Below are 21711 nucleotides of genomic sequence, written 5' to 3'. Positions count from 1 at the left end.
TTTGCTTAGCGGAAGAGTAAAGGCGTAGTGGCGGCAACGTAGGTTTTCACATTCATCCAGGTGTGTCCACCGTCAGTAATCAGGCTTTTGTAGTTCACCTTTTTCGCCTTCAGGTAATCCATAAACTCCACCGTGCCCTTGTACAGAAAATCGTCGCTTCCCACGCTCACCCACAGCAGTTTGAGTTGTTTGTTGGTCTGATCGGGTTTGGCCACGATCTGGCTGAAATTGCCATCCATTTCCTGGGGCGACAGGTACGAACTATAGGCACACACCCATGCAAATTTGTCCATGTTGTTAAAGGCCGTTCGGAGCGTCTGACCGCCCCCGCGCGAAAACCCACCGATGGCTCGGTTCTCCCGGTTGGGGATGGCTCGGTACGCTTTCTCGGTGTACGGAATCACATTGCTCACCAGGTCGGTCGTGAAATCGTTGGCCCGTTTTACGGCATCGGCCCCATCCCGAACGGTTGGGTCGGCAGGTTTTGAGCCGCCTTTTTGCTCGGCTACGCGGGCCGCTATGTTGCCATAGGGCATCACAATGATCATCGGTTTGGCTTTGCCTTCCGCAATCAGATTGTCCAGAATCAGGTTGGTTTTGCCGACTTTAAAAAAGGTTTCTTCAGTATCGGTCGTGCCACTGATGAGGTAATAAACGGGGTATTTCTGCGACGCATTTTTATCATAACCCGGCGGTGTATACACGACCAACGAGCCGGTAGTCCCTTCAACCGACGGATAGTATTCGTAATTGACCGAACCGTGTGGTACGTCCCGCATGGCGTGAATCAGGGGCGCATCGCCGGGAACATCGACTAGACTGGCTTTAAATCGTTCGTTCGGGAAAAACGCTACGTTGGCCGGGTCCATGACTGTTACACCATCGACCTGAAAACTATAAGGATAGATGTCGGGCTTGATAGGGCTGGTCGTTACACTCCAGATGCCCTGCGCATCTTTGGTCATAGCAACCGGCGCTTTTTCAAACTGCGCACTCAGCTTGACCTCTTTAGCCTGCGGGGCCAGGTAACGGAACGTAATGGATTTGTCGGCATTCACCTGGGGCGACACCACCAGCGGGCCACGGGGCGGCTGGCCAAGTGCCCCCAGATACAGGCCAAACAGGCTCCAAAACAGCCCTATTCGACGGATTAGTTGTTGGGTCATCTTTAATTAAGATTTAGGAGTTAATTCTGTTTTTGTCATCCCGAGGAACGAGGGATCTTCGGAGACCGGCTATTGGAGTGTATACCGAAGATCCCTCGTTCCTCGGGATGACAAAAAATTACTGATAATCAGAGCTATTTAGCCCAGGCTTCGCCTTCAGCGGTTCGTCGCCAATCGAAATACTTGTCCAGAACGTTCAGAGCTTCGGCACTGGGTACGGGTCCGGTATGCGGAGTCTGACTGAAATACATCACAACGGGGTTCGCGTCGCTGAAAGCTGGCCATTTGGGCATCCCTTTACCATTCGGGTCGCCGTACCTGGCAAAGTTGGTCCAGTACGTACTCATCGCATCCGAAATGGCCAGATCGGTTTTGGTCGTTTGCGGATTCGATGGATTGAGCGTCTCGAAAACATACGACACTTCCTGCCCATGCCCTGAGCCAGATCCTGCTTTGGGCGAATCGGCAGGATAATCAGGATGCTGATCGAAATAATAGTAGAACACCTTCGATTTACTGGTCTGTGCCTGAAGCCGGGCCCAGCTCCAGGTTTGCCAGCCGAAAGCAGCATCGCGCATCAGATCCCGCGCGGTTTTCGGAACAGAATTCGACCCAATCGGATACGCTTTGATCAAATCGTCGGCGAACTTTCCGTACCGTTTCCGGGTGCTTTCGATATAGTCTTCGGGCGTTTTGGGCGGCCCAAAGCTGGCCCCCTCATCCGAGTTATAACCAACCAGAATGGGGGTATGATTATACTTGCCTGCTTCGTAAAGTTTATGCTGGTCGTCCGGAATGATCCAGCCGTCAACGATGGGCCACGACATACCCACTCCCCGACCACCCGGCAGTTTGTCGGCCTCAATCTTCCGCAATTCGGCAATCGACGAAACCCCGGCGGCTTTCGCATAGGCTTCGCCCGCCTTTTCGGCTTCCGCCAATCGCTTCATATTCTCACCCGGATACGTAGTGGGCCGGGTTGGTCCAAACGAGCCGCCACTCTGCGAAATAGCGCCCTGAAACAGTCCTTTTGCCTGCGGAGAAGCACAGAGCATACTGACGGCAATGCCCCCCGCCGACTCGCCGAAAATGGTTACTTTGTTGGGGTCACCGCCAAAGGCAGCAATGTTTTTCTGGACCCACTTAAGCCCGGCAATCATGTCCAGTAACCCGTAATTACCCGAAACGTGATGCGGATTTTCGGCGCTCAACTCTGGGTGCGCCAGAAAACCAAGCTGACCAACCCGATACGCAATGCTGACCAGTACGACGCCCTTTTGTGCTAACTTTTCACCATTATAACTGGGTTCCGACGTAGCACCGAAACTGAATCCGCCCCCGTAAATCCAGACGAGAACCGGAATATGTTCATTGGCCGATTTAGCCGGACTCCATACGTTCAGATACAGGCAATCTTCACTTTTGCCTGATGGCGGATTGCCCCCCTGCATAGGAGCGGGCGCAAATTTTTTCGTTTCGCGAACACCTTCCCAGTTAGTCACCGGCTGAGGAGCTTTCCAGCGCAGATCACCAACGGGGGGAGCGGCAAATGGGATACCTTTGTAAACGGTCAAACCGGCTTCCGATACGCCCTGTACGGACCCGCCTTCGACTTTGACCGGTGCAGGCTGCTGCGCCCGGACCAGCCCGAAACTCAACAGCAAAAAACAGCTCAGAATGACACAATTCCTTAAATACATAGCCGATGTAGATTCTTGAGTGGTTAGTTTATCCAGTTATTTCGTTTCATCCAGTCGAACAATGAGAGTAGACATTATTCATGTTATCATACACGTACGAACTATTTTTACAGTCATTTTTGACCTCCCCCTTCATTAGCGGTCTGGAAGGGCGAAGCGGGTAAGCCTTCTTTGTTGTAAAGGTTAGGATTCACCGGGTTATCGGACCAGGCATAACGGACGTATTGAGGGGCCGGCACCTCATCAGCCCAAACGACTACTTTATTGCCTTCAATCCGGGCTTTTGCCCATACAAATTTTTTGTCGCTGCCTGCAATCGCAAAATCGCTTAACCCTTCACCATCGTTGGTGATTAATCCACTGCCAACGTTTGTGAAGCTAATTACGAGTTTATTGCCGTCAATCGTTGATGATTGATACAAAGGCCCGGAAGCAACCAGATTTTCATTGTAAGCCATTTTCAGAGCCGCCAGGGCCAACCGTTCACCGACGTCTTTTTTGTTGTCGGGATGGATGTCATTCCATTCGCCCAGGTCAATCGCCACAGCCATCGCCGTATTGGGCACCGACAACGCTTTGAGTTGGGCTTCCCGGAGTAAGGCCCAGTTACTTTCCGTCGGTAGGTAGCTGTACTCCATGAATCCGGGCAACTGCACATACAGGAAGGGAAGGTCGCCCTGCTGCCATTTCTGTCGCCAATCGTTGATTAAGGCTATCTGTAGTTTTTCGTATTCCTGAGGACGCCCCGCATTGCTCTCACCCTGATACCAGCAAAAGCCCCGGATAGCGTACTTAATTTCGGGAGCTACCATCGCATTGTACAAGGCCGCTGGCTGATTCTGCGCGTTGATACCTCCACCTGGATTGCCACCGCCAAAACCACCAACGGGTTTGAATACGGTTCCCACTTTATACTGCCAGGTGCCCTTCAGATCAACCGTATCGGCACCGGCGAAAAGAGAGTAGGGTTTGTCAGGTACAAAGCCGCCTTTACCCGCATTATTGGTCACTCGTACGACCAACACATTCCTGCCCGCTTTCAGTACGTTTGCGGGCACTTTGTACCGACGCTGGGGGTACATGTAAGTGGTTCGACCTATCGGTGTGCCATTGATATAAAACTCATCGGCATCCACAATTCTGCCCAGAAAAGCAGTAGCGGGTTTGCCCGTCATCGAAGCTGGCACCTCAATTTCTTTTCGATACCATACGACGCCGTTCAACTCCTTAATTCCCTGATCTTCCCAATATCCGGGAACATTGATCGGTCGCCAGCCTTTAGGAACGTACGAAGGCTCATACCACTTCTGGGAGGCCGTTAATCCTAAATCGGTGGGTGGCGCAGGCCGATTGGCCGTAGTGGGCTGTCTCCGACTGAGGCTGTTGATATACGTAGTGTCTTTGTTTTTTTCCAGGGTAGCTTTCAAGTCCGAAAAAGCAGTCAGGCCCTCTTCACTGATCCAGGCTTCGATAGGTGTTCCACCTACGCTGGCGTTGATAATGCCAATGGGCACGTGGTACTTTTCGTAAAGTTTTTTGGCAAAGAAATAAGCGACTGCCGAGAAGGGCCGAACGTCTTCACCCACGGCGGCCTTCCACTGGCCATTTGGCAGGTCGCTTTGCGGACCTCGCAGATTAGTCAGGGTTGGCACCCAGAATTGCCGGATTTGCGGATAGTTAGCGTTCCGAATCTCGCTGGCATACGTAACGTCGTGGATATTCAGTTGGTGAACCATGTTGCTCTGCCCACTGCAAAACCACACATCGCCAATCAAAATATCGTTTACGGTAAGCTGGGTATCACCGATAATGTCCATCGTAAAAGGGCCACCCGCTGGTAAGGCTGGTAGCGAAACCTGCCATTTACCTGTTGCATTTGTTACCGTTTTATAGGCTTTCCCTTTAAGTTTTACGGTAATCTTTTCACCCGACTTAGCCCAACCCCAGATGTTTAGTCTGGCGTCCCGTTGCAGCACCATGCCATCGCTGATCAGTGTGGGTAAACGAAGTTGGGCGTACAAAGCCGTATTAATCGTTACGAAAAGACAGAATAAGGTTAAGCGCTTCATAAGTTTTTTGACAGGATTAACAGGATTTTTATTGGTAGGACTAATCCTGTTAATCCTGTCGATAAAAAGTTACTATTTAATCGTTTCTTCCAGACCAAGGTAGCTCTGTTCCAGACCACCAAAATCGACGACCAGCTTTTGCAGAACAACGCCCGGACTCACCATCCAGAATTTCACGATATGCCTGCCAGGCTGAGCAATCTTGTGGACAGTTGGTTTGATAATAATATTCTCGGCTACCCATTTATTCCAGATGCCTTTATCGCTGGTTTTATCTTCTTTGTTCAGGCTGATGATCTGTGGAGTTTCGTCATCCACCGACATGGCGTATTGCAGGCCATTCTCCTCCCTGAACAGATTCAACGTAGGCGAGAAATAGGCCCTGATCGTAAACTCGCCCACCCGATCTGTAACAAGATTATATTGAAGATGGGGCGCATTACCTCCCGGTTTCTGTTCATCGGCCGTTACCGGAAAAGCCGTAATCGCAGACCCGGTTCTGCCATGATCAGGCAGAATTTTCCACGTAATGCCATTGGCGTTTACTGCTTTGGTATAATGATCGGCTTCAATGGCAATGCCGTTGTCGCCCTTCTGAGTGGAGCTAACGGAGCTGGTTTTGTCTGTTACCACCGAGTCGGACGGGAGATACTGCACTGTTGGCATTTTTTGCATGTTGGGTTGCTGCCAGTACGTATAGCCAATGTGTGTTTGGCTCATCAGGTGATTCCACTTACCGTTGTTCAGTCGATGATACTGTTGGGTAATCAGTGAATCGTTGGTGTACAGTTCCTTTACTTTGTCGGCATAACGATTGGTTTCTTTCAGTTTGTCCTTATATCCCTGTTTATTCAGCGCTACGTAGTAGTACATCGCGTTCAGATTTGCACAGGCTTTAATGGGATGCAGGACCAGTTGAAAATAGGCGTCTTTATAAGCAGCTGGTAAGTCGTTATTTATTTCCTCTGCCTGCTTCAACAGGTTTGTGTAGTCGGCAACCACCGTTTGCCACTCGCCCGTAGAAAGGCTGTACGTATTGGCATCGAGCAGTTCTGGCTTCCGGCGAGCGTTGTACTTTGCGTATCTGGCCAGCAAATAGGCAATGGCCTTGGCATGTGGCTTTCCAAACTGATCGGCCGCCCAGTTTTCGGTATAGGTCTGCAACTGGTCGGCATCAATTTTTTCAGGATTCCAGGCGTAGTCCAGGAAAAAAGAAATTGGAAATTCCATTGGTTTGATGTCTCCTACATTGACAATCCAGATGTCCCGTACCTTATACGACCAGGCCAGATGCATTTGCTCCCAGACACGAGGCAGCGGATTGGTATTCAACCATTTGTAATTACGGGGCCCACCGACATAATCGAAGTGATAGTAAATGCCATACCCGCCTTTACGAGGTTTCTCATCCAGCCGGGGTAGCTTCCGAAGGTTGCCCCAGTTGTCGTCAGCGAGCAAGAGCGTCACATCGTCGGGCACCCGCATTCCTTTGTCGTAGTAGTCCTGGACTTCCTTGTAGAGCGCCCAGAGCTGCGGGGTTTCGGATGCTGGTTTGCCCGTTACATCGCTGATGATATCCCGCTGGTCGGCCACGATACGTTCCAGCAGCGCGGTAGCAGTTTCTCTCGACATGGGCGCATCGCCGTCGCCCCGCATCCCAACACTGGCAATTTTCTCATTGGTGGCCCGTTTCATGCCACCCCGCCAGAATTGTTGCAGTTTTTCTTTATTGGTTTCGTAATTCCAGGGACCACCACCCGCTCGTCGCCATTCGTCGTGCGCCCGCATCAGGGGTTCGTGGTGCGACGTACCAATGACCACGCCGTATTTATCGGCCACTTTTATATTCAGCGAATCATCTGCGTAAAAGGCGTTACCCCACATGGCAGGCCAGATGTAATTGCCTTTCAGGCGAATCACCAACTCAAAAAACTTCTCATAGAAACTGTGATTGAACCCACCGAATTTTTCTTTGGTCCAGCCAGAGAGCGCTGGTGCTTCATCGTTAATGAACAAGCCGCGATACTTTACTTTCGGCGCATCTGTACTGAACACATTGCTTTTAATGAAGATCTCGTTTCGCTTTTCGATGGGTACATCGGCCCACCAATACCAGGGCGAAACGCCAAACTGCTTCGACAGTTCGAACACGCCATAAGCGGCTCCCCGCCGGTCGTTACCAGCAACGATAAGCGCCTGCTCTACGCCCTTCGCTGGCTTGCCGACAGATTGTATTAACGAGGCTTCCCATTTACCCTGAATGCGATCAACGTTTAGTTTCTTTTGCGAAACGAGCTGTTTCAAAAAAGAAGACTGCTGAAGCGTACCAACAGCGATGACGTTTTTGTAAGCCTGGTCGATGGTTGTCAGAACTGGTATTTTTTTACCGGTTACCCGTTCAATATCCTGTTGCAGGAGTGTCGCGGCTGTTTTTACAAGTTCAGGCTCACCCGCATCTACGTAAATGGCGGCTGTTGTCACCGCAAACGACGATTTTTCGGCAATAATGCTCTGTGCCCGGACTAGCCCGAAACTCAATAGCAAAAAAAGCGTCGGTATGATACGATCCTTTAGGCCCATAGCCGATATACGTTCTGTTGAGTATTATTTAATCCAGTTATTTCGTTTCATCCAGTCGAACAGCGGAGTCATCCAGCCCGGCTGTCGGAAAATAAATCCGTGTCCGCCTTTGGGGTAGATATGCATTTCCACATCAACCTTCTGACGCCTTAATTTTTCGAAGTAGGCAACGCTGTTATCGACATCCACCAGTTTATCGTCAGCCGCGTGGGTCAGGTACGTCGGTGGGGTATTTTTGGTGATTTGCCGCTCATTAGAATACAGATCGATGGTTTCTTTCGACGGATTTTTACCAAGCAGACTGTTGCGCGAATCACGATGCGTCAGGCTGTCCTGCATGCTGATGACCGGGTACACCAGAATCTGAAAATCGGGCCGAAGGCTAGTGTTGCTGCTGTTGTCAACCAGCGCTTTCTCGAAATGCGTCGCTTCAGTAGAAGCCAGATGCCCACCTGCCGAAAAACCCATAATCCCTACCTTCCCAGCGTCGACTCCCCATTTACCGGCATTGTCGCGCACTAGTTTGATAGCCTGCTGAGCATCCTGCAACGGTCCAATGGTTTTATCGACCATAATTGAATCGTTCGGCAACCTGTATTTCAACACGAAAGCCGCTATCCCGTTTTTAGCCAATTCTTTGGCCGTATTGATGCCTTCGCCCTGATACACCACAACGCCGTAACCACCACCGGGAATGATGACAACGGCAGTTCCTGATGCGGCCTCTTTGGCTGGTAGATACACTTCCAGCGTTGGTTTCGTTACGTTCCTGAATAGCCCTGATGTATACGTTTCCTGAACAGCTGCCACTTTGGCGTTTGGTACAGCACCGGGATAGAGGCTAATAATTTCCTGCGATTTGACGACCAGCGGACAAGCAACCAGCAAGCTTAGAATAGCCGCTCTGACGTTTTTTACCGGTCGTTTATATCGAGACAAATTATTCATTTTCAGTAATATATAAATAGATTCTTCTTTTTATTACGTCCGTCTTTGTCATTCCGACGCAGGAGGAATCTTCGGAGAATGAGCATTTTTTAGTATCGTCCGAAGATCCCTCCTGCGTCGGGATGACAGAAAACAAGTCAGAAAAAGTCGTCCCACTCATCGCACGTTTAGTTGGTCGCAACCGGTTTATAGCCGAGTAACGACAGCATTTCTGTAGCATAGCGCTTGCCTAATTCCCGATATCCGGCGGCATTGAAGTGCAGGTTATCGGCCGAGTCGGTGCAGCCAGCCGATGAGATCACGTGGGCGTTTTTGATCGTTTGCGGGAGCGTAGCAATGATCTTGTTCATACTCGCACATTTACCATCCTGATCCGCGTTGACCAGTTCGCCCGCCAGCAGCGGCACTTTTTTCGGTTTCAGATCCAGATCGTGCATCAGGTTATCATAAACAACCTTCACCTTTTTTGTCCACAGCGTATCGTTGGTATTCGATTCCCCCTGATGCAGCAGGATGCCTTTGATAACCCCGTCTTTCTGCGCCAATTTCGCCATCTCGACCAGTCGGGCGTATGGATTGCCATCGTATTCCTTGATGAAATTTTTCATCCAACCCGGCACCGTCGTGACGTACGACTCGTAATGATCTTTATCGAACAGCTCGATTTTGCAGCCGCCAATCGCTACGTTAATCACGCCCACCCGGACCTTTTCAGGAAGATTGGCGACCAGTTCGCGGCCAAAATAATCAGCGGGAGTCAGTCCGGTCCGGCAGCGGCACAGGGGTGGAACGGCGGTATACCAATTCCCTTTTGTTCGGTTGAGCGTTGGGCAATCCACGGCCTCCATCACCTGAAACCGGCTATTGACATTGACCGTATCCTGCGGTTCAATTTTGGCGTTACCCTCCATGTTCGACTGACCGAAGCAGAGAAAGATGTAAAAGTTTTTGTCCTGAGCGTACCCTCTAAAACTGATAAAGGCAAAGAGGGCTAATAAACCGATTTTATTCATGGTCATTTTGTAAAGTCTAATTTTTGTCATGCTGAGGAACGAAGCATCTTCGCTAGTTATAAAAAGGCCTCACCCGAAGATGCTTCGTTCCTCAGCATGACAAAAGTGCCCGTAGTCTTCATTCTTTCGCTACGATTTGATCGGAGATTCGGAAGTAATCGAAGTCAGCATAGCCGCCCGTTTGCTGAGTCGCGTAGTTGAACAGACCGAATCGATAACCCATAAAATGTGGAATGGTATAGGGCATTTTCAATGGCTCTCCGATACGGGTCCAGGTTTTGCCATCCAGGCTGTAAAAGAAATTCGCCGTGTCTTTACGGTCTTTGAAGTCGCACTCCGCTTTTAGATAAACCGTCTTCTGACTCAACGGCACCCGTTGCACCTCAACGGGCTTACCCGAACTGGCGCTAACCATAACGATTGACTTGCTGCCTGCTTCGGCTTTCACACCCACCAGACCATAATTTTTCTGCAACAGACATAATCCCGCAAAGTCACCATCTTTCAGATTTGATACGTCCAGCGCGGTAGCCCCCGACGATTCCGGGCCAATGGTACGCTGGGTAAGCGTATTACGAGCCAGGACAAACGACGTATCGATACGGTTGGTTTTCAGCCGTAAATAGCCTTTCCGGTCATTGACCGACCAGAGTTTATTGTCGGGATTATGGTTCCACTGCCATACCAGCGGCAACGCAGGTTCGCCTTTTTTGCGGACGAATTCGTCGGAAGCGACAATACCGGGTATCAAACCTTTGCTGGCGGGCAGGTCAAGAGTTTCCGGAGCTTTGCCATTGACGCCCAATACCGGCCAGCCGTCTTCCCATTTCACCGGAACCAGATACGGAATGCGGCCCACTCCCCCAAAATCCCGGAACAGATAGGCGTACCATTTTCCATCGGGCGTATCGATCAGACCGCCCTGTGCTACCCCCAAATCCTGAAGTCCAATTCGACCTTCCCAGGGACCAGTCAGTTTATCAGCGCGGTGAATAACCACGGTTCGCATCCCACCTTTGGGCCAGGTGATGTTGAATAGATAATACTTGCCGTTGACCTTAAAAAGCTGCGACCCTTCGGCTGGTAAACCACCACCGGTTCCTGATGGGGTGCTAGCGTTTTCGATCAGTACCTGCTCCGTAGTGCCTGGTTTTACGCCCGATGCATCGGCATTGAGTTCGAGGATTTTGAGTTTACCCGCGCCGTAGATCAGGTATGTTCGGCCATCGTCATCGAAAAACAGGCTGTGGTCGTGGTAGGAAGGTTTGAACGAGACTTCTTTCCAGGGGCCTTTCTCGATGTTTTTGGTCGTATAGATATAGGTTTTGCCGGTGGTTTGGGCGAATGTGCTTACGTAATACGTACCGTTGTGATACCGCAGGCTACTGGCCCAGGAACCCCGTCCGTAGGTGCTTTTTCCGTTGGTCAGACTTAGGGCATCGACATTCGCCAGCGTATCATAGGCATAGCCAACCATTTCCCAGTTAACCAGGTCTTTCGACTTCATAATGGGCAAGCCCGGACTCATGTGCATGGTGGTGCTACTCATGTAGTACGTATTACCCACCCGAATCATAGCCATGTCGGGTACGTCGGCGAAGATGATCGGGTTCCGGGCGGTTTGCGCCACCGCTACTACGTACCCGAGCAGTAGCGCAACTCCCAATAAACCAGATCGAAAAAGTAAGGTCTTCATGTAAGCACTTTATTATGAATTACTTATGCATTTTTGTCATCCCGACGATAGGAGGTATCTTCGGGTAATACAAAAAATTCTCCTACCGAAGATCCCTCCTATCGTCGGGATGACAAAAAATAGCGATGACAAAAAACGCTTACTCCAGCGGGCCGATTAGCTCAATGAACGTACCGTCGGGGTCCTGCACGAACACAAAGTGCGACTTCTCGTTCAGTGGCGTCGGAGTACTACCCAGAAACGGCACTTTCATCTTAGTCAATCGGTCAATAATGGGCTGTAAGGCTTTTACCTGAAGGGTGATGTACTGCATACCCGTATCGTCCTGAATAAATTTTGGCTTGGGATGCGAAGCTTTTTTGCCGAAGCTCATCAGCTTCCAGTCGGTGGCTTCGGGGCTGTTTTCGAGCTTCAGGATGGTGACTCCCACGGCTACCCCATTCGTCAGGCCCGAGCGTTTACCAAAATCTTCGTTGATTGTGAAACTGCCCGTTTTGACCATGCCAATTCCATTCACATAAAAGTCAAGCGAGCGTTCGAGGTCAGCGACAACAACGCCTACGCCAATAACTTTACTGGTAAAGCTGGATTGCGCCGAAACGACATAATTCATCAGGGTGGCGGCAATCACTAAGGAAATTTTTAGGATCGATTTTTTCATGAATTTTAAGTTTTGCTGTACTCTTTGAACATTAATTACTGATTGTCATTGTGTTTTTTTATTATTCCTCTTTTTTGTCATCGCATTTTTGTCATCCCGAGGAACGAGGGATCTTCGGAGACTAATAAAATCGCCTGCTACCGAAGATCCCTCGTTCCTCGGGATGACAAAAAATGCACTAGTAATCAGTCTAATAAAATGTGTTTTACCCATAATCTGCATTAATCCATCAGTCTATCCACTATGAATAGTGTTAATTTGACACTTTTTAAATTAGCGACAATTTTCCCCTTTCTAATCATTCTAGAATGAATCATTTAGTCGTGGTTTAAAAGTCTGATCTGAGAAAACCGGGGGGTGTTTATACCGTTCTGGGCAACGATTTTTAACGTAACAACCTCATCATCAACCGCTTTTAATCGAATAGTTTTACCCTCACTTGAAATTACTTCAGCAGGTTTGCCGTTGAGAAGAAAGCTAACATCACTTGTCTTTATAGTATCTAAAGCACTGATATCAAGAAATTTACCCGCCCGATTCTTATTTTGCAACTCATACGAAATAGATGAACGCGTACGTCTCCAGAATCGCTCATCATCGTAACCCGATTCGCTTTTTTCGCCTTTGTAGCCATGGTCGACTTCGGGTTGCTGCTCACCACAAGCCACCTTGTCAACCGTTTTCGCTTCGATAGCCAACGCTTCTGCTTCCTGCTGCTTTAGCCGGGTTTTCTGTTCGCTATAGGCCGCTGGTGTAAACGTCTGAAAATACATCTGATAACGAGCATCGTGTATTTCATAAAACGGTTGCAGCGTCAACGAATCCAGGCGGAATGTCAGTCCTTCGATAGGCTTAATTTTCGAACGGTAGGTATCCGCATTGCCAATGAGCGCGTAGGCATTGTCGAGGGGATAAAGTTTCCCCTTTGTTTCATGCCCCATCCGGCTATCGTCGGCAAAAAGTCCGGTCAGATCATTGGTCGATGTTTTGGCGGCCAGAACAATAGGACCATGCACAAAAGCGGCCCAGTTGGAGCCATCGGGCAGGTACTCCAACTGCGTGGACGTCGTGAAACGAACGGTTAGTTTATCGCCGGTCTGCCATTTTCGGCTGATGGTTGCGTAGGTTGAAGGCTTCCCAGCAATTTTCTGCACTTTACCATTAACCAGAACCTCCAAATTTTCAGCCCACTTCGGGTAGCGAATATTGATCGAAAAGACCTGCGGCTTTTTCAGCGTCAGGGCCAGTTCCGATTCGTTTTTGTACGGGAAGCCTGTGGCCTGACTGAGCTGAATGCCTTTTTCTTTCCAGTCCAGCGTAGAGGGGATAAACAGATTGACAAACAGGTCTTTGTCGGAATGACTATAGATCAGTTCGCCATATTTGGTATGATTTTCCAGCCCTGATCCCACGCAACACCACATACTGGTTTCGGGCTGTGAATACACGCGGTAATGATTGGGTCGAATGGGCGTGAAATACACAAATCCCCCTTTTTCAGGATGCTGCGTCGACAGAATATGGTTGTAGAGCGTCCGTTCATAGAAGTCCAGATAGCCGGGATCAGCCTTATCCAGAAACAAGGCTTTACTCAGACGGAGCATGTTGAACGAATTGCAGGTTTCAGGCCCTTGATTCGACTTGAGCATCCGGCTAAAATCGTTCGTCGGATTAAAATGCTCCCGCACGCTGTTGCCACCAAATGCCACACTACGTTTCTGCGAGACATTCTGCCAGAAATACTGAGCCGCATTCGACCAGTCCGTATTGCCCGTGAGCATGGCTATTTTTTCGTAGCCAATCACTTTCGGAATCTGCGTATTGGCGTGCAATCCCGTCAGTTTATCCTGCTTTTCCAGCAGCGGATTCAGCAGCGCCCGATGTGAGATTTTCTGGGCGGTTTCGAGGTATTTTTTATCCTTGGTCAGAATGTACAGGTCGGCAAAGGTTTCGTTGATGCCGCCATGTTCGGTACGCAGCACCTGCTGAATCTGATCGTCGGAGAGCGGCTTGATGAGATCGATAAACCAGTCGCCCAGCCCAATCAACACCTGTTTAGCCTGCTGATTTCCAGCGTATTCGTAGGCATCGCGCAAACCCGCAAACAGCTTGTGAATATTGTACAGCGGTACCCACGTATTGTTCAACCCAAAACTACTTCCATCAATATCGCCTTTGTGAATACGCTCCCAAAAGAGTTTCCCCTGTGGAATGCCCCCTACATAACCATTCCCGTTTTTGGCCTGACATCGAGCCAGTTCCGAAACCATGTAGTCCAGACGCTTTTTGACTTCAGCATTATCCGTAGATGCATACATCATGGCCAGTGCCGACAGATAATGCCCGCCGATGTGTCCATCTAAACCCGAACTTTCCCAGTTGCCGTAACGCTCGGCTTTCAAGGGCAGACCAGCATCGATCAGGTACGGCGCCAGAAGCCTATCGGGGTTGAGCGCCAGTATGTATTTTAGGTCAACATCTTGAGCGTTCTTAAAGGCACCGCCCGTTAACCTGACTTCCTGCAAGGGAAATGACTGCATCTGTGCCAACGCCGGGAGGCTAAGCAGCAGAAAGGTTACGATATAGCATGTGTTTGTTTTCATTTTTTTGTCATCCCGAGGAACGAGGGATCTTCGGTAAATGGGTGATTCTTTCGCGTTTACCGAAGATCCCTCGTTCCTCGGGATGACAAAAAAATAGAATAACAAAAACGCAGATCTCTTTTCATGACTAAATCTCATCGTTCAGGAACCGCCACTCTGGATTCATCGAATTGATTAATTCTACTTTCTTTTCTCTCCGCCAACTTTTGATCTCTTTTTCTCGACTGATTGCGTTGCGAACGTACCGGTGGTGCTCCCAATAAATTAGTCGGTGACAGTAGTACTTACCCGCAAATTTTTCCGGTTGCCCTCGCGACTCATAATGTTCCTGTAAGCGTCTAACCAGGTCGTTTGTCATTCCCGTATATAGCGCCGTTTTCTCAGGGTTAGTAACGATATAGACATAGAACGAATACTCATTCATCTAACTGCATTTTTAGAGTTTTTTGTTTTGTTTTTGTCATCCCGACGCAGGAGGGATCTTCGGTAACAGGAGATTTTATTAGTCTCCGAAGATCCCTCCTGCGTCGGGATGACAAAAAACAAAACAAAAATGATTCACTTCCTCAGCATCGGGTCATCGCCCGCGTATTTCAAGTATTGGAACGAAGCCGTATTGGTCGTTGACTCACCCGACGACGTAGCGTATAGGCCGTATACACAACCGACAAATCCACCCGACACTTTGGTACTCAGGAATTTGCCGTCTACTTTGTCTTTTAAAAGGCTCCAGTTTTTGGCATCGGTTGACGTATAAAAACTATAGCTATCACCCTGCGATGTGATGCGTAAACCTACTTTGCCCGCTTTGGCGTCCAACGGCACTTCGGTCAGTAATTCCATTTCCTTTGATCGGGGAACGCCTTTGTAGAGTTGAAGCACGTCCTTACCCTGCGACTGCGATTTACATAGAAAATAGAAATGGCCTTCGTCCTGTAAAATCACAAGCCCTGCTTTTTCTTTTTCTGATTTTGGCGTAAACGTCAGCTCGGTTTCGGCGGTGCTGTTGAGGTGTTGCTGGCGTTTCCCAATGAACGCCGGGTTTCCGAATTCCATGATCGTTTCAGGCTTCAGTTTCAACATCAACCCATCTTTTTTGGATAGCGAATATGAACTTTTATCATGAGTCCGCAGAAACAAAAGTGATGGGTCCAGTTCTTTGTCAAAGGAGATTGTGTACGCAAAATTGCCCGATTGTGGAACCGCCCCTTTTTGCTTAACTTCCTTATAACTAACAGGATAACTATAGGCGATGGCCTTCTCGCCATGCTCGATCATTGGCCAGTCGTCTTTCCAGGTCAAGGGCGCAATAAAGGTTTCACGGCCAGTGTTGTAATAATCGCCTTCGTAAGGACGTACCGCCAGAAAAATCGAATACCATTTTCCGTCCGGACCTTCTATAAATTGCGCGTGCCCCGCCGACGTAATGGCATCCTTCCGGTCGGCAGGTAACTCGCGTTGCGTCAGGATCGGATTTCCTTCAAACGGTACGTAAGGCCCCCAGACGTCTTTACTGCGTAATACGACTTCGGAGTGATTAACTGACGTACCGCCCTCTGCCGCGTAGAGGTAATACCAGCCGTTCCGTTTCAGAATGTGCGGCCCTTCAATCCAGACCGGCTTTTTGGAGAGATCTACCCCACCGTTGACCAGTTGTTTTTCTTCGCCTACCACTTTCAGATTCACCGGGTCAAATTCATACATGCGGATCGTCCGATGGCCCGAATAAAGGGGCTTTCGGTCGGGGGCGTCGCTGTTGTAGATGATGTAGGCCTTGTCGGTACTTTCATCAAAATAAATGGAGGGATCAATGCCTTTAACCTGCGGAATTTTAACGGGATTACTCCAGGGACCAGCGGGATTTTTGGCCGTAACGACAAAGTTACCGTCGTGGTCGATGTCGGTGCAGGTCACGTAGAATGTGCCTTTATTATAGCTGATGCCGGGTGCGAATAGCCCACGTGTCAGGCGTTCACCCATAAAATCCATTTGTTCGGGCCGGTCGATGACATTGCCGATTTGCTTCCAGTTTTTCAGGTCTTTGCTATGCATGATCGGCAGACCGGGGAAGTAGGAAAAGGTCGAGTTAACCAGGTAATAATCCGGACCAACCTTCACGATGCTAGGGTCGGGATAAAAACCTGTTAGAATTGGATTGACCAGGGTGGTTTGAGCAACGCTGACGTGGATGAGTGCATAACAGCACAGGCTTAGGGCAAATGATAGAATTCGTTTTTTCATTTTGTATTTGAGTATTTTTTTGTCATCCCGACGCAGGAGGGATCTTCGGGAATAGGCTTGTCAGGTTGGTTATCTACCGAAGATCCCTCCTGCGTCGGGATGACAAAAAATCGGGATTTCTAATCTTAGTTATGATTGAATGTCATCGTTTAAAAAGCGCCATTCAGGATTTATCGAGTTAATTAATGCTACTTTCTTTTCTCTCCGCCAACCTTTGATCTCCTTTTCGCGAGTGATCGCATTGCGAACGTACTGATGATGCTCCCAATAGACCAGCCGATGACAGTAGTACTTGCCTGCAAACTTTTCCGCTTGTCCACGCGACTCATAATGCTCTTGTAGCCGCCTGATCAGGTCGTTTGTCATACCCGTATACAGCACCGTTTTTTCAGGATTAGTAACGATATAGACATAGAAAGCATACCCATTCATAACACTACATTTTTACAACTTTTCAATCATTCTTTTCTCTTCTTTTTTATCATCCCGTTTTTGTCATCCCGACGCAGGAGGGATCTTCGGTAAATGGGTATTTTGGGCTTCTCCCGAAGATCCCTCCTGCGTCGGGATGACAAAAACGGGATGACAAAAAAGCTACTGTCCTACCAGCGTATACACCTTCCCAGGCTGCGTTGGCAGATCATACACTAGCGTTTCTTTCAGCGTTGGTGCCGTTAGGTTCGCCTGGGCCGATTTGATAGCTGCGGGTGTTTCTTCCACCGCGTAGAACGGATTCGGATTCTGCCCTGATGCCGATTTCATTACCACGCCATTGACTTTCAGGGCGTTCGGCACCCGTACGCGAAGGTTGCCGCCCAGATTGGACTTAACGGCCACTTTCGTGAGTTTGCCATCTTTCCAGTCCATACTCACGACTTCAAACCCACCGCGCGCTCGTAAGCCGCTGATGCTACCCGTTGGCCAGACATCGGGCAGGGCTGGCAACAACTGAAGACTACCGTCGCTACTTTGCATGAGCATTTCGGTAATTCCTGACGTGCAGCCGAAATTGCCATCGATCTGAAACGGCGGATGCGCGTCGAACAGGTTGTTGTATGTACCACCTCCGCCTTTAACGACGCCCAGCGGAGTCAGTTGATTCTGAATCAATGTATAGGCATGATTACCGTCCTGAAGTTTGGCCCACCAGTTCACTTTCCAGCCCATGCTCCAGCCGGTCGATACATCGCCCCGGTGCGTTAGTGTCGTTTTGGCGGCACTGAATAAGTCTGGTGTGCGGTAGGCCGAGATTTGATTGGACGGAAACAGACCGTACAAATGCGAAACGTGCCGGTGCTTGTCCTCAGGGTCGTCGACATCGTCAAGCCATTCCTGCAACTGACCATACTGTCCGATGTGCATGGGCGGCAGTTTGCTTCGCTTCTGTTTCAGCATTACCACGAAATCCGTATCTTTTTTCAGTATCTCGGCAGCACGGATGGCCGTACTAAATACGTCGAATGCAATCTGGTTGTCCATCGTCGTACCGGCATCGAGCGATGAACCGCCGTGCGCTTTGGGCGCGTTTTCGGGCGAGGTACCCGGATTGATCACTAACCAGTGATATTTTGGATGTTCGACCAGAAAATCAGCATAGAACTGGGCGGATCCTTTCAAGATCGGGTAAATCGACGCCAGATACGCCTGATCGCCGTTGTAGAGATAATGTTCCCACAGATGCTGGCTGGTCCAGCCGCCACCGGCTATCCACATACCCCAGAAAGCCCCATCTACCGGACCGTTGATGCGCCAGATGTCGGTGTTGTGATGCGCCATCCAGCCACCGGCTCCGTACATAACCTTAGCGGTTTCCTGCCCCGTTTCCGATAGTTCCCGAACCATCCGTAAAAACGGTTCATGAAGTTCGCTAAGATTGGTCTTCTCCGCAGGCCAGTAATTCATCTGGGCGTTGATGTTGATCGTGTATTTGCTGTCCCAGGGTGGGCGCATTTTGTTGTTCCAGATTCCCTGCAAGTTGGCGGGCTGACTTCCCGGCTGCGAGGACGAAATCAGCAGATACCGCCCGTACTGGTAGTAGAGGGTTACCAACTGCGGATCATTGACCGAGCGGAAATTGCTCAGACGTTCGTCAGTGGGCAGTTTAGCCGCGTCTGTAACGCCCAAGTCGAGTTTAACCCGGTTGAAATAGTGTTGATAAGCAGCTACGTGTGGAGCCAAAACAGCCGCGTAGCTTTTGGGGTACGCTTTGTCGAGATAGGCTTTTGCACGAGCGTTTTCATCCCCACTAAGGTCTTTGTAGTTGTTGAAATTAGTGGCAATCGCTACGTAAATCGTGGCTGCATTTGCACCAGTTACGATGAGCGACGTATCGTTGGCAGCCAGCGTACCGCCCGACGTTTTAATCCGGGCAATGGTTTTGAATTTCACCATGCCCTTTACGCCCTCGTGGTCCGACGTAGTACCCGAAAGCGTGAGTTCCTTAGCCGGTGTGGTTTTGATATCGAATGGCTTATGCTGGGTGGAAAATGAAGCGGAAAACGACAGCTTGCCAGGTTTGCTGGCGGTTACTTGCATCACAATGACATTGTCGGGAAATGAAGCCAGTACTTCCCGCGTGTACGTTACGTCCCCGATGGTGTAAGACGTTTTGGCAACGGCTCGTTCAATATCCAGTTCCCGGTAATAGTTCGTACCGTTTTCAGGACCGTCGAAGGTAAGGAGTAGATTTCCCACGGGCTGAAACATTTGCCCATGCGATTTTTTGGTAATGATGGATTTATTGGCAAGCTGCTCAGCCTCTTTCTGTTTGCCGTCGAAAATCAACTTCCGGATTTCGGGCAAAGCGGCCAGTGCATCGGGGTTATCATTCCGATTTGGGCTACCGCTCCAGACCGTATGTTCATTGAGTTGAATGGTTTCCTTTGCTACGTTTCCATACACCATTGCCCCCAGTCGACCATTGCCGACGGGCAAGGCATTTTCCCAGATTTGACCGGCAGGTTTGTTGTACCAGAGTTTTAACGTCGGCTTGTTTTGAGAAAAGCTGACGGTTGACAGACTTAGTAAAAAGAAGTAAAGGAATCGTTTCATCAGTTGTAAGTGGGTATTCAGGAATAGTTTTGCTGGGATGACAAAAGAAGGCTCAAGTCGTATCCTTACCCATACGCCATATCACTATAAAGTATTTTTTGTCATCCTTCCTATCGTCAGGATGACAAAAAACGCTCATTTACAATACTCCTCCCTAATAGCCCGGGTTTTGCGGGAACTTAGGCCCGTCAACCACCCGGTCAATCTGCGATTGTGGGATTGGTCGTAGCATATCAAAATCCTGAATATAGGGTGCGGCCTCCGGATTCCAGGCTTTCACGCGTCGTACCAGCGAACGGGTCCGTACCAGATCGTGCCACCGCTGCCACTCACCAAAGAATTCCCGGCTGCGCTCGTCCAGAATAAAGTCCAGTGTAACGTCTGATGGCTGAATGGTCATAGCTGTCACGGCAGCCGCATTCTGAGCTGCTGTGTTCGTCTTCCGATAAGCGGCTCGTTGCCGGATAACGTTAATCATAGCGGCTGCCTTCGTGTTGTCACCGGCTTTGAAGTAGGCTTCAGCTGCGGTCATATACACATCGGCAAAGCGATACAGCACACAGGGACGAGTAGAAGGGTCGTTGAAGTTAGCGCCACGGCTAGGGTCCATGAATTTCTTCAGCGCTGGAAAAATCCCATTGTTCCATAGACTGGGCGGCACCACGATCCCTTTAAAAGGCCGGTTACCGACGAACTGGGGTGCTCCTGCTACTTCATAATCCGGTAGCCAAACGGCGGTATCGGCACCCACAACTGTTGTATAGCCGATGCCCCGACTGTTATTGGCAGCCGTTGCCGTATTGGTAACCGATGTATTGGCGATATAAACGGTATAGAATGAATTCATAAACCGTGAATCGACATCACGCATGGTAAAGGCCTGGTCCAGAAAGTAATTCTTACCAGCATTATCACCACTTTTTTGTTTGTCACTGTTGGGTCGCATCCGAACATACGGGCGTCCGTATTGTGAATCCCGGATCATGCCCGAGGTACCATTGTTAACCAACACACCCGACGCATTTTTGTAGGAATTGATGCCGCTGGTATTAGGATAATTCCAGTTGGTAAACCAGGGGCTCAGATTCTGAGCGGCCCCACCACCAGCAGCACCACCTACTGTATAATAACCATATTTCGGGTCAAGCACGTGATCGCTGACGAACATGGTTTCCTTACCGTAGTCGTTAGCGGGTACAAACGCATCGCCATAGTCCTGCCACAGATCAAGTCCATACGAGGATTTGTTGGCGATAATATCGGCACAAATGCTGGCCGCCTGTGTGAAATCAGCGGCTGTATTGTTGAGCCAGCCACGGGTTAGGTATGCCTTGGCCAACAGGAACTGAGCTACGGGTTTAGTGGCTGCTTTGCCCAGAAACGGAGCGGTTGGCGTATTTGGTAGATCAGCAGCAGCTTCGGTCAAATCCTTGATAATCTGCTCATAAACCTGGGCCACCGACTGGCGGGATGCAGCTTGCGAGGGCACCGTAATAAAGGTCGTATTGAGCGGTACATCGCCCCAGGTCTGCACTAAATAAAAGTACCAGAACCCTCGGAGAAACTTAGCCTGAGCCAGATATTGTTTACGGGTAGCTTCGGCTAAATCAACCGTCTGCCCATATTGCAGCACCCCATTCAACGTATTAATGTCCTGGAAGGCTACCCCCCAGGCAGAACCGAAGTTACTCCCGTTCAGACCATTATAGGTATAGGGTGGAACCCCTCCGCTACTGGCCCCCTGTAAAAACTCGTCGGTTCCCGCCTGCATTTCTACCGTGAACCCTTCGGTGCCCCACTGACCTCGAATGTCGTTGTAGACACCAGCAATTCCTCCCAGCACCCCGGATGCACTGTTAAAATAGGAAGGAACAATTTGCGACTGTGGATGCTCATCTAATATCTTTTCGCAACCGGTACTCAAGAGAGCGGTCAAGCTAAGGATAAACCCAATTTTTATTGCTTTCATGGAAAAGTCTACAG

Annotated in this window: 14 protein-coding genes; all 14 read right to left on the bottom strand. The window is 49.6% G+C overall.

Annotated elements, in window-relative coordinates; all coding sequences use genetic code 11:
* Nucleotides 1-5 precede the first annotated feature (5 nt).
* Entirely contained in the window at nt 6-1166 is a 1161-nt protein-coding gene (locus tag ACYVGR_RS24995; protein ID WP_460961896.1) for an alpha/beta hydrolase-fold protein, read from the bottom strand.
* Nucleotides 1167-1300: 134 nt separating this feature from the next.
* Nucleotides 1301-2866: a carboxylesterase/lipase family protein gene (locus ACYVGR_RS24990; RefSeq protein ID WP_460961894.1), complete on the bottom strand. Its 1566-nt coding sequence runs from the start codon at nt 2864-2866 to the stop codon at nt 1301-1303.
* Nucleotides 2867-2979: 113 nt separating this feature from the next.
* Nucleotides 2980-4935: a sialate O-acetylesterase gene (locus ACYVGR_RS24985; RefSeq protein WP_460961892.1), complete on the bottom strand. Its 1956-nt coding sequence runs from the start codon at nt 4933-4935 to the stop codon at nt 2980-2982.
* Between the two features lie 72 nt (nt 4936-5007).
* Nucleotides 5008-7515: a glycosyl hydrolase 115 family protein gene (locus ACYVGR_RS24980; protein ID WP_460961890.1), complete on the bottom strand. Its 2508-nt coding sequence runs from the start codon at nt 7513-7515 to the stop codon at nt 5008-5010.
* A gap of 24 nt (nt 7516-7539) precedes the next feature.
* Entirely contained in the window at nt 7540-8463 is a 924-nt protein-coding gene (locus tag ACYVGR_RS24975; protein ID WP_460961888.1) for an alpha/beta hydrolase, read from the bottom strand.
* A gap of 167 nt (nt 8464-8630) precedes the next feature.
* Nucleotides 8631-9482: a sialate O-acetylesterase gene (locus tag ACYVGR_RS24970; RefSeq protein ID WP_460961914.1), complete on the bottom strand. Its 852-nt coding sequence runs from the start codon at nt 9480-9482 to the stop codon at nt 8631-8633.
* A gap of 112 nt (nt 9483-9594) precedes the next feature.
* Nucleotides 9595-11172, bottom strand: coding sequence for a glycoside hydrolase family 43 protein (locus ACYVGR_RS24965; protein WP_460961886.1), 1578 nt, complete (start codon nt 11170-11172; stop codon nt 9595-9597).
* Nucleotides 11173-11311: 139 nt separating this feature from the next.
* Entirely contained in the window at nt 11312-11833 is a 522-nt protein-coding gene (locus tag ACYVGR_RS24960) for a VOC family protein (RefSeq protein ID WP_460961884.1), read from the bottom strand.
* A 317-nt stretch (nt 11834-12150) separates the two neighbouring features.
* Nucleotides 12151-14436, bottom strand: coding sequence for a glycoside hydrolase family 127 protein (locus ACYVGR_RS24955; protein ID WP_460961882.1), 2286 nt, complete (start codon nt 14434-14436; stop codon nt 12151-12153).
* 127 nt (nt 14437-14563) lie between these two features.
* Nucleotides 14564-14860, bottom strand: a complete 297-nt coding sequence (locus ACYVGR_RS24950) for a GIY-YIG nuclease family protein (RefSeq protein WP_460961880.1) — start codon at nt 14858-14860, stop codon at nt 14564-14566.
* A gap of 134 nt (nt 14861-14994) precedes the next feature.
* Nucleotides 14995-16677, bottom strand: coding sequence for a glycoside hydrolase family 43 protein (locus tag ACYVGR_RS24945; protein ID WP_460961878.1), 1683 nt, complete (start codon nt 16675-16677; stop codon nt 14995-14997).
* 129 nt (nt 16678-16806) lie between these two features.
* Nucleotides 16807-17109 carry a GIY-YIG nuclease family protein gene (locus ACYVGR_RS24940; RefSeq protein WP_460961876.1) on the bottom strand — a complete coding sequence of 101 codons (303 nt, stop codon included), beginning with the start codon at nt 17107-17109 and terminating at the stop codon, nt 16807-16809.
* 162 nt (nt 17110-17271) lie between these two features.
* Complete coding sequence (locus ACYVGR_RS24935; RefSeq protein WP_460961874.1) at nt 17272-19728, bottom strand: glycoside hydrolase family 95 protein; 2457 nt, start codon at nt 19726-19728, stop codon at nt 17272-17274.
* Between the two features lie 154 nt (nt 19729-19882).
* Nucleotides 19883-21697 carry a RagB/SusD family nutrient uptake outer membrane protein gene (locus ACYVGR_RS24930; RefSeq protein ID WP_460961871.1) on the bottom strand — a complete coding sequence of 605 codons (1815 nt, stop codon included), beginning with the start codon at nt 21695-21697 and terminating at the stop codon, nt 19883-19885.
* Between the last annotated feature and the right edge of the window lie 14 nt (nt 21698-21711).

The sequence above is a fragment of the Spirosoma litoris genome (genome assembly GCF_054776755.1).
The sequence above is the reverse complement of the archived record's forward strand: the minus strand, read 5'-3'. Positions and strand labels throughout refer to the sequence as shown.

Coding starts and splice junctions, on each gene's coding strand:
- ACYVGR_RS24995 (WP_460961896.1), bottom strand. CDS start 1,166: ATGACCCAACAACTAATCCGTCGAATAGGGCTGTTTTGGAGCCTGTTT.
- ACYVGR_RS24990 (WP_460961894.1), bottom strand. CDS start 2,866: ATGTATTTAAGGAATTGTGTCATTCTGAGCTGTTTTTTGCTGTTGAGT.
- ACYVGR_RS24985 (WP_460961892.1), bottom strand. CDS start 4,935: ATGAAGCGCTTAACCTTATTCTGTCTTTTCGTAACGATTAATACGGCT.
- ACYVGR_RS24980 (WP_460961890.1), bottom strand. CDS start 7,515: ATGGGCCTAAAGGATCGTATCATACCGACGCTTTTTTTGCTATTGAGT.
- ACYVGR_RS24975 (WP_460961888.1), bottom strand. CDS start 8,463: ATGAATAATTTGTCTCGATATAAACGACCGGTAAAAAACGTCAGAGCG.
- ACYVGR_RS24970 (WP_460961914.1), bottom strand. CDS start 9,482: ATGACCATGAATAAAATCGGTTTATTAGCCCTCTTTGCCTTTATCAGT.
- ACYVGR_RS24965 (WP_460961886.1), bottom strand. CDS start 11,172: ATGAAGACCTTACTTTTTCGATCTGGTTTATTGGGAGTTGCGCTACTG.
- ACYVGR_RS24960 (WP_460961884.1), bottom strand. CDS start 11,833: ATGAAAAAATCGATCCTAAAAATTTCCTTAGTGATTGCCGCCACCCTG.
- ACYVGR_RS24955 (WP_460961882.1), bottom strand. CDS start 14,436: ATGAAAACAAACACATGCTATATCGTAACCTTTCTGCTGCTTAGCCTC.
- ACYVGR_RS24950 (WP_460961880.1), bottom strand. CDS start 14,860: ATGAATGAGTATTCGTTCTATGTCTATATCGTTACTAACCCTGAGAAA.
- ACYVGR_RS24945 (WP_460961878.1), bottom strand. CDS start 16,677: ATGAAAAAACGAATTCTATCATTTGCCCTAAGCCTGTGCTGTTATGCA.
- ACYVGR_RS24940 (WP_460961876.1), bottom strand. CDS start 17,109: ATGAATGGGTATGCTTTCTATGTCTATATCGTTACTAATCCTGAAAAA.
- ACYVGR_RS24935 (WP_460961874.1), bottom strand. CDS start 19,728: ATGAAACGATTCCTTTACTTCTTTTTACTAAGTCTGTCAACCGTCAGC.
- ACYVGR_RS24930 (WP_460961871.1), bottom strand. CDS start 21,697: ATGAAAGCAATAAAAATTGGGTTTATCCTTAGCTTGACCGCTCTCTTG.